The organism is Salinibacter altiplanensis (genome assembly GCF_002894645.1).
Classification (GTDB): domain Bacteria; phylum Bacteroidota; class Rhodothermia; order Rhodothermales; family Salinibacteraceae; genus Salinibacter; species Salinibacter altiplanensis.
This window is the reverse complement of record NZ_NCQY01000002.1, coordinates 430038-445162: the sequence shown is the minus strand read 5'-3', so window position 1 is coordinate 445162 and position 15125 is coordinate 430038. Positions and strand designations below refer to the sequence as shown.

Sequence of the window (15125 nt, the reverse complement as noted above, 5' to 3'; positions counted from 1 at the left end):
CTCTACACTGCCCCTCCCTCTCCCGACAAATCAGGCTGGAAAGATGACGCGCCACGCCTTTGCTCTCCGCTCGGCTCTTGCTCTTGTTCTCTCTGGCCTTCTGGCCCTGGCGCCCGGAGCCGCCCGCGGCCAGTCCGGCATGCGCAGCGTGAAGGCGGTGAGCACCGGCGGGGGCACGTCTGGTTTCGACACGGGCCCGGCCGCTCTCTACTCCAATCCCGCCAACCTCACGGTCGGGCCGGACGCCCCTTCCCTCGAGATTCAACTGTTTCGCCTGGGGGCCTACCACGGGGGGGACTTCTACCAGTTCGAGCACATTGATCCCCTTTTCTATGACAACGAGAAGGCCCTTTCTAGCGACGAGCAGAAAGCCATCCTCGATGACTGGTTCGGACGGGATCAGCAAACGGCAAGCACGTACCTGGAAGTCGTCCCGCTGTCGATCACCCACCGGCCCAGCGACGCCTCCTGGGCAGTCGGCTTCGGCATTCGGGGGCGTACCTTCCAGACCTCCGCCGTCAATAAGGGGATTTTTGACGTACTGCTCCGGGGGACGGGCGAAGACCGAACCGTACCGGTCGACGGGCGCAGCCGAGCGTACGCTGCCGTCGACGTCACGGGGGCCTTCAGTTACCGGTTCTCGTCGGCTCCCCTGTCGGTGGGCGTTTCTCCCCGCGTCATTTTCGGAACGGCCTTCGCGGACGCCGCACTCACCTCGCAGGCGACCGTGAGTGGCGACTCCCTGGTTCACCGATTCGACTACACAGCCCGTGCGGCGGGCCCGTTGAGCACCGGCCTGTTCGACACGTTCAACGCCTTCAACGACGATCCGGTGGACGAGGTCGTGGGGGGATCGTCCGGGATTGCGGGGATCGGTGGCGGCCTCGATCTGGGGGCGACCTACACGGTGCGGCCGGGCCTGCTGGTATCGGCGAGCATCACGGACCTGGGGCGGATCACCTGGACCCAAGAGGCCCAGACGGTGACCCCCTCCAAAGACATCTTTCGGTTTGAAGGCGTGTCGCTGGACTCTGATCGGATCGATGACGAGTACGACGGAGCAACGGGAGAATACATCGAAGATCAGGTCGACAGTCTTGCTCATGACGCCTACGAGGACGTTAATCGCGACCGCTCGTCGTTCGCTACCGGCCTTCCCACGACATTGCACCTGAACGGTACTTGGGACGCGGGCTTCGTAACCCTGAATGGGGGCACGTCGATCGGGCTCAACGAGAATGCCGGGGCAGTGCCACGTCCAGCGGCCCTCCACGTGGGAGGAACGCTCCACCTTGGGGCCTTTCCCCTCCGCGCCGGTGCTCGTTTCTTCGGCACACAGGCCGTCGCGCTCTCCGGGGGCTTCGGGCTGGATCTCGGGTTTTACCGGTTCGATCTGGGAGCGAGCATCACGCCCTCGACCTCCACACTCGGGAGCGGCGCGCGCTACGCGGTGAGCCTCTCGTTGGCGACGATCCGGTTTTGAGAATCGCGGACTGACGCCGCGTGGGCCCCAGAAGCGAGGCGGCTCATCTTCCCTCGCCACTCGAAACCGTCAAGGACAGTCGCACGGCGGCCAAACGGGCACAGCAGACTCATCTCCAGTACTTCATTGCAGGGTCGGAGATGGTGAAAAGGGAACTCCTTCCTCCGTCGAGAGGCCCCACGATCCGCTTAGGGCCGTCCCAAATCTCGCCCCACTGTCCTCCTGTCTGCACCCAGCCGGTGCTCAACCCGATGCCTGTCGAGCCCGCGCGCAGAGGGATCGAGATCCCAGGGACTTGGGTTCCGCTTCTTCGGCGTGAGACGCAAAGATTCTGGAGAGAGCCCCCCACCTCGGAACGGCCCCCTCCATCCTCGGCGTTGAGCTTTTTGGTTGCGGCCTTCAATTTCGCCACCGAGCCTCGTCCTCACTGCTGCTCAGCCGTCTGCCATCATGCCCGACGCCCCGTCGCCCCTCGTTCAGCTCGACGCCCTGACGAAGACCTACCGCGAAGGGGAGCAAGACCGCACGGTGCTTCAAGAGATCTCGTTGCGCCTGAACCGGGGCGACTTCTCGGTCCTCATGGGGCGGAGCGGGGCGGGGAAAAGCACCCTTTTGAACCTCATCAGCGGCATCGACCAGCCCACGTCCGGCCGCGTGCAGATTGGCGACACCGACCTTACCGGCAAGTCCGAAACGGCACGCACTCGCTTTCGGCGATCGCATGTGGGATTTGTGTTTCAGTCGTTCAACTTGATCTCGACCCTGACGGTCGGGGAGAATGTGCGATTGCCCTTGGAACTGGCCGGTGCGGCCCCGCGGGCCAACCGGGAGCGGGGACAGGCAATGCTCGACCGGGTCGGGCTGGCCGACCGTGCCGACCAGTTTCCGGACCGCCTTTCGGGGGGCGAGCAGCAACGGGTGGCCGTCGCCCGGGCCCTGGCCCATGAGCCCCTCCTCGTCCTCGCCGACGAGCCAACGGGCAACCTGGATTATGACACCGGTCAGGCGGTGCTCACCCTTCTCAGCGACCTCGTGACGGACACTGACACCACCCTCCTCGTGGCCACCCACGACCCGGAGGTGCTCCCCCGCGCCGACCGGGTTCTGCACCTTCACGGCGGCACCCTGCACGAAGAAGTGCCCGAGTACATACGATCGGAGACCCGTTCCGCCGCAGACGAACGTTAGGAAAGTGGCGTGCTTTTTCCGCACTCGCGCCCCCTCTTCTCCACCCCATCTTCTCGTAGATGACGCTTCTCCACCGCTCCAGCCGGCGCTACCTCACCCGTCACCCATGGCTCATGGGCCTGTCGGTACTGGGCGTGGCGATCGGGGTGGCGGTGGTGGTGGCGATCGACCTCGCCAACACAAGCGCGAGCCGGGCATTCGAGCTGTCCGCCGAGACCGTCACCGGCGCCGCGACGCACCAGGTCGTCGGCGCAGGCGGGACGCTCGACGACGATGTCTACCGACGCCTCCGAGCGGCCGGCCTTCGTCCCTCTGCCCCCGTCGTGGAGGGCTACGGCTCCCTTCAACAAGGCGACCGCACGTTCCAGGTCGTTGGGATCGCCCCTCTCGCCGACGCGCCCTTCCGGCCCTATCTGGGGACCGGGGCCGGCAGTGACCTGGACCTGGGACAGTTCATGACGGACGACGCGGCCCTCATGAGTGCCCGAACCGCCGAGGATCTCGGCCTCGCGTCCGGCGACACCCTGCGCGTGGGGGTGGAGGGGACGACGCAGCCGGTGGTGCTCAGCGGCCTCATCGCGCCGCAGAACGAACGAACCCGCCGTGCGGTGGCCAATCTGCTGGTCGTGGACGTGTCGACCGCCCAGCGGCTCTTCGACCAGTCCGGCCAGTTGAGCCGGATCGACCTGCTGGCCCCCTCCGACGCGTCGGCGCAGGAGGCGTACCTCGCTCGGGTTCGCGAAGCGCTCCCGGACGGGGCCCAACTGCAGCGCTCGGACACCCGGACGGAGACCGTGGCCCAGATGACGAAGGCGTTCGACCTGAACCTGACGGCGTTGAGCCTGCTGGCGCTGATCGTGGGGGCGTTCCTCATCTACAACACGATGACGTTTTCGGTCGTCCAGCGCCGCGCCCTCATTGGGCAGCTCCGGGCCCTGGGCGTGACGCGCGGGGAGGTGTTTCGGCTCGTGCTGGGAGAAGCCGCCGTGCTGGGCGGGGTGGGCAGTGTCTTCGGGCTCCTGCTCGGCATCGTGCTGGCGTCCGGCCTGGTGCAACTCCTGGCGCAGACGATCAACGACCTTTACTTCGTGGTGGAGGTGAGCGAGCTGTCGATCTCGACCTGGACCCTGGCGAAGGGCGCGCTCTTGGGCATGGGCACGACGCTGGCCGCGGCCCTGCCGCCGGCCCAAGAGGCCACCGCCGCCTCCGTGAGTACTGTCCTGCGCCGCTCGACCCGCGAGAGCACCCTGCGGCGCCGCGCCCCCGGGTGGGCCGGGCTGGGCCTCCTCGTGGCCGGGGCCGGCAGCCTCCTGCTCCTGGGGACCGAACAGAGCATCTGGGCCGGGTACGGGGCGCTGTTCTGCGTCCTCGTCGGCACGGCGTTCATGATCCCGTGGGCCGTGGTGGGCCTGTCGAACGGCGTGCGCCCCCTCCTCGGCCGCGTGGCCGGCGTCATTGGGCGCATGGCGGCCCGTGGCGTAGTGACGAACCTCAGCCGCACCGGCGTCGCGATCGCCGCCCTCACCATCGCAATCGCCTCCACGGTGGGCGTGGGCGTGATGATCGACAGCTTCCGCGGCACCGTTACCAGCTGGCTGGAGCAGTCGCTGCAGGCGGACGTCTACGTGCAGCCGCCGAGCCTCGTCTTCCGCCGCTCCACCGCCACGATTGATTCCGCCGTCGCGCGTCGCCTGCGGGACGTCAAGGGCGTGGAAGGGGCCTACTCGGTCCGCCGGGTCACCGTGCAGGCCAATGTGGGGCGCACGGACCTGGTGGCCGTGGAGCCCGGCCCCGAGACCGCCGACGTCTACCAGCTCAAGGCCGGAACGCCCGAGTCGGCCTGGCCGGCGGTCCGGGCGGGGCCGTCCGTGCTCGTCTCCGAACCGTACAGCTACCGCTACGACGTCGGCGTGGGCGACACGCTCCGCCTCCAGACGGACCGTGGGCAGCAGCCGTTCGCGGTGAAGGGGGTGTACTACGACTACGGCTCCGACCTCGGGGTGACCCTCATGAGCCGATCCACCTACGAGCAGTTCTACGACGACCGCGGCGTGTCTGGACTGGCGTTTGCGGCCGCCGACACCACCTCCGTCGATGCGCTCATCGCAGACATGCGCGCCTCGGTGGCAGGCCTGCAGGACGTGCTCATCCGGTCGAACCGGGCCCTGCGCGAGACGTCGATGCGCGTCTTCGACCGCACGTTCACCATCACGACGGTGCTGCGGCTGCTCGCGATTGCGGTGGCGTTCATCGGCGTGCTGACGGCCCTCATGGCCCTGGCCCTGGAACGGCGGCGAGAGATGGGCGTGCTGCGGGCCACCGGGATGACGCCGCCCCAGGTGGGCGGCTACCTCACCCTGCAGTCGAGCCTGATGGGGGCGATCGCGGGAATTCTGTCCCTCCCACTCGGCTACGTGCTGGCGTACGTGCTGGTCTTCGTCATCAACAAGCGCTCCTTCGGGTGGACCCTCCAGCTCACCGTCCCGGGCGATGTTCTGGTCCAGTCGCTCGTGCTGGCCGTGGTGGCGGCGTTCCTGGCGGGCCTGTATCCAACGTGGCGAATGGCGCGGTCCAGCCCCGCGCTTGCGTTGCAGGATGAGTGAACCGGTCGGGCGAGCCGGGGGCGCTATCGCGGTGCTCTTCGGCAGGAACCATGCTTTCCAACTCACCCTCGCGGCCTCGCCATAGGGGTTCACGCTCTCAATAGATTCGTCTCTCATGTCACGTTCTCGGGTGTTGCTTACCGGCCTGATTGGACTGGTCGCCCTCCTCGGCCTGGGCGCCTACTGGCTCACCGCGTCGTCCGGCGAGGCCACGCTCCAAACGTCCGTCTCCGTGTCGGAGGCGATGGCCGGGGACACCACCGGCTACCGGCGCGCCACGGCCCCCCGTCCGTTTTCGTTTCCGGCGGACCACGGCCCGCATCCCGGCTACAAGACGGAGTGGTGGTACGCGACCGGCACGCTGAGCGGCCCGGACGCCCACCCCTACGGCTACGAACTCACGATCTTTCGGACCGGCCTGACCCCACCGGACGAAGCGCCCGAGTCCCCCTCCGGCTGGCGCACAAACCAGTTGTACCTGGCGCACTTTGCCGTGACGAACGGCGCCGACGAAAAATTTCACGCCTTCGAACGGTTCCAGCGGGGCGGCGCCGGGCTCGCCGGGGCGCAGGCGACCCCGTTCCGGGTGTGGCTCGACGACTGGTCCATGACCGGACCGGACTCGTCGGCCTTTCCGCTCCGACTGCAGGCCCAGCAAGAAGGGGTTGGCGTGGACCTGTCCCTCCGCCCCACAAAGCCACGCGTGCTGCAGGGGGACCAGGGGCTGAGCCAAAAAGGACCGGGGCGCGGCAATGCGTCGTACTATTACTCCTACACGCGCTTGGCCACCGAGGGAACCCTCGTCCTGTCGGGCGACACGCTGTCGGTCACTGGCGACAGCTGGATGGACCGGGAGTGGAGCACCTCGGCCCTGGGCCCCGACCAGGAGGGCTGGGACTGGTTCTCGCTCCAGCTGGACGACGGACGCGACCTCATGTACTACCAGCTCCGCCGCACGGACGGCACCCCCAGCCGCTTCAGCGAGGGCGTGATCGTCGGGCCCGATGGGTCGACCCAGCCTCTGGATCGCTCAGATGTCTCCGTGGAGGTGCTCGACACCTGGACGAGCCCGGACGGCACGCACACCTATCCGGTGGACTGGACCCTGCGCGTGCCCGACGCGGACATCGACCTGCGGGTCACGCCCCTCTTCCCGAACCAGGAGCTGGATGTGTCCGTCCGCTACTGGGAAGGATTTGTTGAGGTCGAGGGCTCTGCCACCGGCCGCGGATACGTGGAGATGACCGGATACGGGGACAGCCCTGGCTCCCCAGTCTCGTAACCACACAGGTCTTCCCGATCGTTCTTTGGAACCGGCCCACACCGGCGGTGGACGCACTGAATTTGCCCACGTACGAGTTTCGGACCCGGACGCGTGACGACGCCCAGACCATATACGACCCGCTCCGGGACCGGTATGTCCGCCTGACGCCCGAGGAGTGGGTGCGTCAGCACTTTGTGCAGTACCTGACTCAGGAGCTCGGCGTGCCTGCGGGCCTCGTCGCCGTTGAGGCCGCGTTCCAGTTCCAGGGCCAGCCGCGCCGCGCCGACGTGATCGTGCACGACCGGCAGGGCGACCCGCTCCTCCTCGTCGAATGCAAGGCCCCGCGCGTGTCGCTCACCCAGGACGCCTTCGACCAGTGCGCCCGGTACAACATCGTCCTGCAGGCCCCGTACCTCGTGGTGACCAACGGCCAGACCCACTACGCCTGCGCCATCGACTTCGACGACCAGAGCTACGCCTTTCTCGACGACCTTCCTCCCTACGACGCCCTTCTCGACACGGAGGGCCGCTCATAGACCTCGCCCCTCGCTCCCTCACCCGTCCCGCTTTTCCGACGCATGCCCGACTACGACCGCGAACGCACCGTCGCCTTCCACGCTGTCCAGACCGCCGCCGACTTGTGCCAGTCCGTCCGGGACGACCTCGAGGGGGACGTGCTCGAAAAGGACGACCGTACGCCCGTGACTGTGGCGGACTTTGGCAGCCAGGCCGTCATCTGCCAGGCCCTGCAGACGGCCTTCCCCGACGATCCCGTCATCGGTGAGGAAGACAGCTCGGCCCTCCGCACTGACGCGCATGCAAACGTCCGGAGCCGCCTTCTCGAAGAGGTTCAGTCCCACCACCCTGGGGCCGACCCCGAAACGGTGTTCGACTGGATCGACCACGGCACGGCCGACGAATACAGCGACCGCTTCTGGACGCTCGACCCGATCGACGGCACCAAAGGCTTCGTGCGGGGCGACCAGTACGCCATTGCGCTCGCCCTCATTGTCGACGGCCAGCCTCAGGTGGCGGCCCTGTGCTGCCCACACCTTCCCCACGCCCTCGACGCGGAGCCGCCGGAGTCGCGAGGACAAGCGTTGTTGGCCGTGCGGGGCGAGGGCACCGTGCAGACCCTGCTCACGCCGGACACCGACGCGGTGCCCACCCCAATCCACACCAGCGACACGACCGAGCCGTCGGAGAGCCGGTTCTGCGAGTCGTTCGTCTCGTCGCACAGCTCTCACAGCCTTGCCGCAAAGGCCGGCGAGCGCCTCGGCATCACCGCCGACTCCATCCGGATCGACAGTCAGGCGAAGTACGCCGTCGTGGCACGGGGCGAGGCGGAAATCTACCTGCGCCTCCCGCGCCCGGACAGCCCCGACTACACCGAGCGCATCTGGGACCACGCGGCCGGGATGCTGACCGTGGAGGCCGCCGGGGGCACCGTGACCGACATGCACGGCCGTCCCCTCGACTTTACCCATGGTCGGTTGTTGGCGGCAAACACGGGCGTCGTCGCCACCAATGGACCCCTCCACGACGAAGTGATTGCGGCCCTGGACGCCGCCCAGGCGTGAGCCCCCTCTCTTCCGATTCACCGCTCGTTTCGCCCATGCACGCCTTTCTCCTGTGCGCAGGTTTCGGCACCCGGATGCGGCCCTTGACGACGGACACCCCGAAGTCGCTGGTGGAGGTGGCGGGCCGCCCGCTTCTCGACTACCTTCTGAACGAACTCACCGCCGGGTCGGCCCTCACAGACATCCACGTCGCCGTCAATCATCGGAATGCCCCCATTTTCCGCCAGTGGGCCGCCGCGCACCGGGCAGACTTGGCGGCCGCGGGCATCGAGCTGCACCTTCACAACGATGGCGTGGAGTCTCCCGACGACCAGCTCGGGAGCGTCGGCGACCTGAAGTTCCTGCTGGACGAAGTTGGCGCTTCACCCGACGGCGCACTGGTGAGCGGGGGCGATAGCCTGTACCGGTTCCCGCTCGCCCCGATTTTGAATGCCTACGAGGGCACCACGAACGACGTCCTCGCGCTCCATGAGCCCGACCCTGCGCGGCGCGCCCACAGCAGCGTCCTTCGGCTCGACGGGGCCACCGTAACCGAGGTGCTCGACGACCCGACCGGCGCCTCCTCCCCCTGCATTTGCCCCTCCTGGCTCCTGCTGAGTGCCGAGGGGCTGAGGGCCGTTCCCGCCTACCTCAACGACGGCGGACCGCCCGACACGCTTGGGGGCTTTCTCGATCGGCTGGCCCGGACGCACTCCGTGCGGGCCCACCGCCTTCCGAGGACGGCCAACCTGCGCCTCCACTGCAACACGCCCGACGACCTGAAGCGGGCACGGCGCCTCCTTCGCAACGAACCGCGGCACGTGCTCGGCCCGGACACCGTGCGAGCGTCTCTCGCCGACCACGCTTCGTGACCGAAGACTCGTGGTGCGCGGCGGATTGCAATCCTGGCCCCTCAGTCCGCAAATGCGTCGCGAAGCTGGTCACACGCCTGCCGCAGGACCGGCATTTCTTTCGCGAAGCAGAATCGCAGTTGTCTCTTGCCGTCCGCAGGACGACGGTAAAAGGCCCCCCCAGTGACGGTCCCAATGTGGGCCTCTTGGAGGAGGGTGTCGCAGGCCGCCGCATCGTCCGCAAATCCGGCCCGCGTGTCGGAGAGCTCGTCAAATCCCGCAAGCACGTAGTAGGCCCCGTCCGGCTACGGCACGTCGAACCCGATGGCCTCGAGCGTCTCGCACATGAGCGTCCGGCGCTCCGCGTAGTCCGCCTGAAGCTGGGCCACGTACTCGTCGTCCAGGTCCTCGAACGCCGCCAGGGCCGCGTGCTGGAGGGGACGGGGCGCGCAGATGTAGAGCAGGTCGTTCATCAGTCCCATCTTTTCGGCGATGGGGGCGGGCGCCACCCCGTAACCGAGGCGCCACCCCGTCACGTTGTATGCCTTGGAAAAGCCCGAGAGGGTGATCGTGCGCTCGTAGGCGTCCGGCAGGCTCGCGAGCGAGACGTGCTCCGTCCCGTCGTCGAGCATGTATTCGTAGATCTCATCCGTAATCGCCACGAGGTCGTGATCGTGAAGCAGGTCCACGAGCGTGGATAGCTCCTCGCGCGTCCACACCTTGCCGCTCGGATTAGCGGGCGTGTTCACGACGACGGCCTTTGTGTTCTCGGTCACGGCCGCCTCCATCGCCGCCCGGTCGAACATCGATTCGGGGCCGCCGAGCGGAACGTACCGGATCGTCGCCCCGGTAAGCTCCAAAATGTTGCGGTGGTATCCGTAAAACGGCTCGAAGAGAATCACTTCGTCGCCGTCTTCCAAGAGCGTGAACGCCGCCGAGACGAACACGCCGGTCGACCCGACGCCCACGACCACGTCCTCCGGCGAGGGGGCGGGGACCTCGTTGTGGGCCTGCTCTTTCTTAAGAATGGCGCGCCGAAGGGGCTCAATGCCGGCGTAGTGGGAGTAAATCGACGCGTCGTCGCGGAGGGCCTGGTGGGCGCGAGCCTTGATCGGCTCGGGCGTCGGGAGGTCACAGACGCCCTGGCCCAGGTTGATGCCATCCACCTCGTTCACCCGACGGGTGACGGAGCGAATGTTGCTCTGTTGCAGGTCGTCGGCACGGGCAGCGAAAGACGGAGGCGCAGCAGGATCCATGGGAAAAGCGCCACAGTAGAGGCACTGACGGACCCGCTAAAAAAATGCTCTCCGTCGCGGGATGCAAATGCCGTCCATAAACAGACGAAGGCCCCAGGCCGGGCTCCCGGGCTTTAAGTTGAGTTGGCCCCGGAACCCGTCGTCGTGGCGCCCGAATGATGGAGGCGCTTTGGCTGAGTGCCTCGGCCCCGCATTCCCGGCCTTCGTGCTCGACCTTTCTCCATCCAACCCGGCTTCGCCATGCCTTCTCCCACGTCATTTCTGCGTGAGGCCGTCGACATGGCGGTCCAGAACGTGACCGCCGGGCAGGGCGGCCCATTCGCGGCCCTCATCGTCCGGGACCAGGAGGTCATCGGGCGGGGGACAAACGTCGTCACCACGCTCAACGACCCGACGGCCCACGCCGAGGTGACGGCCATCCGGCGGGCCTGCGATGCGCTGGGCGACTTTGAACTGACGGGCTGTACGCTTTATTCCACCTGTGAGCCGTGCCCCATGTGTTTGGGCGCCGCGTACTGGGCCCGGCTCGATCGGGTCTACTACGCCGCCACCCAAGAAGACGCCGCCGAGGCCGGCTTTGACGACCACCACATCTACGAAGAGATGGCGCGGCCGCCCACCGACCGGCAGATTCCGATGGAGCAGCGCCTCCCGGAAACGGGCACACGCCCCTTCGAGGCCTGGCTCAATTACGACGACCGGGTGACCTACTGACTCACCCCTCTCCTGCGCCCACAAATGCCCCCCATGCTCCTGGCCTTTCCTCCTCACTTGTCCCGTTGGGACATTCGTTCCCCCAAGGACATCAGCATGAGACGGCCTGACGTGGTGACAGCGCGCGCAGTCAGCCGCGATGGAGCCGTGCCGATCCTGAGACATCCCTTTCCACCTCACACGCCGCGTCCCCCGGCGTCGATCAGCCCACTGGCTGGACGAGGCCAGTGTGCTGGATGAGACTCGTGTCCGGCCCCCTGCAGTGAAGCCGGGCCGGGCGGTGAAGGCCCTAGTCCAAGGAGACCTCGATCTTGAGCGCCCAAGCGGCGCCGTCGCTGACGTAGCTCATCTCCACACAAAGCTCTGGAGCGGGCCCCCACCCGGGTGAAGAGTGGACCTGCCGACGGGATCGACATTGGGTGGCGCAGCCCATAAGTTCGAACCAGTTCAGCTTTTGTACCACTCCTTTCCCGCATGTCCCGCTTCACTGCTTTTCTTGTCCCCCTCCTCGTCCTTCTCTCTCCCCTGTCCGTACAGGGCCAACCCGCCGAGCGCACCTCCGCGCTCACGGTCGAGCAGATCATGCAGGAGCCCGAGACGTGGATCGGCGACTGGCCGACCAATGCCCGCTGGCACGAGAGTGGCAAGGCGCTCTACTTCGACTGGAACCCCGAGGGCGACTTCCCCAGTGACTCCCTCTACAAGGTGTCGCGCGGCGGCGGAGCCCCCCAGAAGGTGTCCCCTGAAGAGCGGCGCTCACATCCCCCGACGTTCGACGGCTGGCATCACGGCGAGCACGTCTACACCGACGACTTCTCCCGAAAAGTGTATGCCGTCGACGGCGACCTGTACCTCTACGACCGGACCAGCGACGAGCAGACCCGCCTGACCGACACACCGGTTCGCGAAAGCGATCCGCGGTTTGCTCCTGGCGGGGAGCGCATTCTGTTCGAGCGGGCCAACAACCTGTTTGCCGTCCACCTCCGTACCGGACAGCTTCGGCAGCTGACCGACGTGCAGTCCGGGCGCGAGCCTCGAGAGAGCGACCCCACACCCCGTGAGGAATTCCTTGAGCAGCAGCAGCTGGAGCTCTTCGAAACGCTCCGGCAGCAGAACGAAGAGAACGAGCGGGCCGAGGAGATGCGGGAGCGGGACCGTAGGGCCGACGATCCGCCCTCCACACACTACACCGGCGACGCCGAGGTGCGGGACCTGCGCATGGACCCGACCGAGCGGTTCGTGACGATCGCGCAGCAGTCTCAGCCGGATGCCGCCGATCCCACACAGGTCATCGATTACGTCACCCAGTCAGGCCACGCCGACGTGCAGCCGGCCCGGCCCAAGGTCGGCATTCCGCCCGGCGATTTTGCGCTACACGTGCAGGACCTGGCACGAGACACCACGATTGAGGTCAATCTGCATCAGCTCCCCGGCGCCTACGACGTGCCGGAGTTCCGGCAGGAGCAGGGCGTGGAGCTTGATTCCAGCGAGGCCCAGCGGGCCCTTTACAGCTACGGGCCCTACTGGAGCGACGACGGGGAGCACGGTGTCCTCGTGGTGCGGGCGGACAACAACAAGGACCGATGGATCGCGCGCCTCGACCCCGAGACGGGGGACCTCACGGTGCTCGACCGTCAGCACGACGCGGCCTGGATCGGGGGGCCCGGCATCAGCGCGTACGGCGGGCCCGGAAACGTAGGGTGGATGCCCGACGGGGAGCACTTCTACTTCCAGAGCGAGGCCACCGGCTACAGCCACCTCTACATCGTCAACGTGGAAACGGGCGCGACCACGCAGCTTACGAGCGGCAACTTCGAGGTGCTCGACGCCCGCCTCTCGCGGGACGGCTCGGCGTGGTTTTTGACCACCAACCGGCACTCTCCCCACCAGCAGCACGCGGAGCAGATGCCCGCCGAGGGAGGAGACATCACGCGCCTCACCCAGATGGCGGGCACCCACGACGCGGCCCTGAGTCCCGATGGGGAGCGGCTCGCCACGCTCTACTCCACGACCAACCAACCCGCTGACCTCTACCTGGGGGACGCCTCGGCCGATTCTGAGCGGACGCGCATCACAGAGTCTCCCACCGACGAGTGGGCGGCGTACGACTGGCGCATGCCGGAGGTTAGGCGCTTCGAGGCGTCGGACGGGGCCGAGGTCCCCGCCCACGTCTTCCGGCCCGACACCCCGAACGGCGCGGCCGTTTTCTTCGTCCACGGCGCCGGCTACCTGCAAAACGTGATCAAGGACTTCCCGCCGTACTTCCGGGAGTATATGTTCCACAACATGCTCGCAGACCTCGGCTACACAGTCGTGGACGTGGACTACCGCGGGTCGGCCGGCTACGGGCGCGACTGGCGCACGGCCATCTACCGACACATGGGGGGGCGCGACCTCCAAGACTACGTGGACGCCGCCGAGTGGGTAGGCGCGACCTACGACATTCCCGCCGAGCGCCGCTTCATCTACGGGGGCTCCTACGGCGGCTTCATGACGCTCATGGCCCTCTTTACTGCGCCGGATCACTTCGGCGGCGGGGCGGCCCTCCGCTCGGTGACCGACTGGGCCCACTACAACGACGTCTACACGTCCAACATCCTGAATACCCCGCAGACCGACTCTCTGGCCTACGCCCGCTCTTCTCCCATCTACCACGCGGAGGGCCTGGAGGACCCACTGCTCATGCCCCACGGCCTCGTGGACACGAACGTGCAGCCGCAAGACATCTTCCGGCTCACGCAGCGCCTCATCGAGCTCGGCAAGGACGACTGGGAGCTGGCAATGTATCCAGTGGAGGGCCACGGCTTCGTGGAGCCGACGAGCTGGACGGATGAGTACCGCCGCATTTTTGAGCTTATCCAGACGAGCGTGGGCCCGGCACGGACTCAGAACTGAAACGTGTCAGAACTGAAGCGTGAGGGCCAGCCTCGCCGGCGCAGGGTGCACGGACAGTTGCACGCCCGCATCGAGGAGCGATGAGAGGCGGCTGCGCGACGCCCAGAACGCGATGCCGTCCAGCACGAGCAGCCCGGCGCCCTGCAGAATGAGGGACGTGCCAAAGCCGCGCCACCGGCCTGTGTTGCCAACGCCGTAGTGGCTTGCCCCCAGCATGGTGGCGCCGACGGCCGAGTACGCGACGTTCAGGCCGAGATTGAATAGCAGTACATCGTGGAATTGTCGCTCCGCAGCCCACAGAGGACCGACCTCTACCGGTGGAGTCCCGGACGTCAGGAGCCCTCCCGCCGCGATGCCCGTGTTGACCAGGCCCCACCCCACCGACATGGCCCCGAAGTGCCACCGCGTCGACTGGGCCGAACGGGACGATGCCCAGACGAGAACGAATCCTCCGAGTGCATTTACGCCGCCCCACGCCCCGACCCGCCACAGGTGCGCGTTCTTCGCGTCGCTCAACTGCGCCGATTGGACCTGGGCCAGGGAGTCAGGAAGAGGACCGGCCGACTGGCCCCGTGCCCCTAATCCAAAGGTCCCCGCGAACACCACGGAGATCAATGCAATCACGAGCGTAGAGCGCGGAGTCGGAGATGTGATGTCGATGAGGGCCACCGGAGGTGAGGAAAGTCAGCAGGACATGGGGCTTTCGAGTGGACTGGCTGCAGGGACCAACGGTTCGTAGCCGCGAATCACGTTTCACGAATCCGTCAATTTAGGTCTTCAGCATCCGCTAGGAGGGCTTCCTAAGAGGGCTTCTGTGGCCTTGTGGTGCCCCATCGCGGCCCTAGGGACCGGAACAGGGAGACGCCCCCACCGTTTGCGGACGTCCATCGCGAGGCGTCTACAGAATCACCTATCGGCCCTTCCCTCTATGCCCAAGACTGCCGCTCCCGAGAACGATTCTGCCCAGGATACACCCATCCAGATCAGCCCGAACGCGGCACGCGAGATCCGGAAGATCATCAACAAGAAAAACATTCCGGATGGATACGGGCTTCGCGTGGGCGTCAAAGGCGGGGGCTGTTCGGGCATGAGTTACGTGCTCGGGTTTGACAAAGAGCGGGAAAAAGACAAAGTGTTCGACCTTGACGGCATTACCGTCTACATGGACAAGCGGCACGGGCTCTATCTCATGGGAACGGTCATCAACTACCATGATGGGCTTGACGCACGAGGGTTCACTTTTGAGAACCCAAATGCGACCGAGACGTGTGGCTGCGGCGCTAGTTTTGCGGCCTAGCCGTCCGTCTTCTGC

At 66.7% G+C, this 15125-nt stretch carries 13 protein-coding genes; 10 read left to right on the top strand and 3 right to left on the bottom strand.

The genetic code is table 11. From position 1 onward, the window contains the following. The first annotated feature begins 43 nt into the window (after window positions 1-43). From B7R93_RS02020 to B7R93_RS01990, 7 genes are all read left to right on the top strand, one after another. Window positions 44-1483 (top strand): DUF5723 family protein, encoded by a 1440-nt coding sequence (locus B7R93_RS02020; protein WP_103019156.1) that lies wholly within the window; start codon window positions 44-46, stop codon window positions 1481-1483. 450 nt (window positions 1484-1933) lie between these two features. Further along, window positions 1934-2671: an ABC transporter ATP-binding protein gene (locus tag B7R93_RS02015; protein ID WP_232797915.1), complete on the top strand. Its 738-nt coding sequence runs from the start codon at window positions 1934-1936 to the stop codon at window positions 2669-2671. A gap of 59 nt (window positions 2672-2730) precedes the next feature. Beyond that, a complete protein-coding gene (locus tag B7R93_RS02010; RefSeq protein WP_103019155.1) occupies window positions 2731-5274 on the top strand; it encodes an ABC transporter permease in 2544 nt (847 codons plus the stop codon). A 115-nt stretch (window positions 5275-5389) separates the two neighbouring features. Beyond that, window positions 5390-6556 (top strand): lipocalin-like domain-containing protein, encoded by a 1167-nt coding sequence (locus B7R93_RS02005; protein WP_103019154.1) that lies wholly within the window; start codon window positions 5390-5392, stop codon window positions 6554-6556. Window positions 6557-6603: 47 nt separating this feature from the next. Beyond that, entirely contained in the window at window positions 6604-7074 is a 471-nt protein-coding gene (locus B7R93_RS02000; protein ID WP_103019153.1) for a type I restriction enzyme HsdR N-terminal domain-containing protein, read from the top strand. A gap of 42 nt (window positions 7075-7116) precedes the next feature. Further along, window positions 7117-8118, top strand: coding sequence for a 3'(2'),5'-bisphosphate nucleotidase (locus B7R93_RS01995; protein ID WP_103019152.1), 1002 nt, complete (start codon window positions 7117-7119; stop codon window positions 8116-8118). 35 nt (window positions 8119-8153) lie between these two features. Then, complete coding sequence (locus tag B7R93_RS01990) at window positions 8154-8969, top strand: nucleotidyltransferase family protein (RefSeq protein ID WP_103019151.1); 816 nt, start codon at window positions 8154-8156, stop codon at window positions 8967-8969. 41 nt (window positions 8970-9010) lie between these two features. On the opposite strand, the gene B7R93_RS15630 is transcribed toward B7R93_RS01990, so the two are convergent. Further along, window positions 9011-9235 carry a hypothetical protein gene (locus tag B7R93_RS15630; RefSeq protein WP_232797914.1) on the bottom strand — a complete coding sequence of 75 codons (225 nt, stop codon included), beginning with the start codon at window positions 9233-9235 and terminating at the stop codon, window positions 9011-9013. Between the two features lie 18 nt (window positions 9236-9253). Then, complete coding sequence (locus B7R93_RS01985) at window positions 9254-10204, bottom strand: pyridoxal phosphate-dependent aminotransferase (protein ID WP_232797913.1); 951 nt, start codon at window positions 10202-10204, stop codon at window positions 9254-9256. A gap of 240 nt (window positions 10205-10444) precedes the next feature. Here B7R93_RS01985 and B7R93_RS01980 point away from each other — a divergent pair, with 240 nt between their 5' ends. Continuing rightward, window positions 10445-10918, top strand: a complete 474-nt coding sequence (locus B7R93_RS01980; RefSeq protein WP_157942152.1) for a nucleoside deaminase — start codon at window positions 10445-10447, stop codon at window positions 10916-10918. Window positions 10919-11392: 474 nt separating this feature from the next. After that, window positions 11393-13813, top strand: a complete 2421-nt coding sequence (locus tag B7R93_RS01975) for a prolyl oligopeptidase family serine peptidase (RefSeq protein ID WP_103019150.1) — start codon at window positions 11393-11395, stop codon at window positions 13811-13813. A 6-nt stretch (window positions 13814-13819) separates the two neighbouring features. On the opposite strand, the gene B7R93_RS01970 is transcribed toward B7R93_RS01975, so the two are convergent. Further along, window positions 13820-14437: a DUF6992 family protein gene (locus tag B7R93_RS01970; protein WP_232797912.1), complete on the bottom strand. Its 618-nt coding sequence runs from the start codon at window positions 14435-14437 to the stop codon at window positions 13820-13822. 304 nt (window positions 14438-14741) lie between these two features. On the opposite strand from B7R93_RS01970, the gene B7R93_RS01965 reads away from it, so the two are divergent. Then, window positions 14742-15110 (top strand): HesB/IscA family protein, encoded by a 369-nt coding sequence (locus B7R93_RS01965; protein WP_103019149.1) that lies wholly within the window; start codon window positions 14742-14744, stop codon window positions 15108-15110. Window positions 15111-15125: the final 15 nt, after the last annotated feature.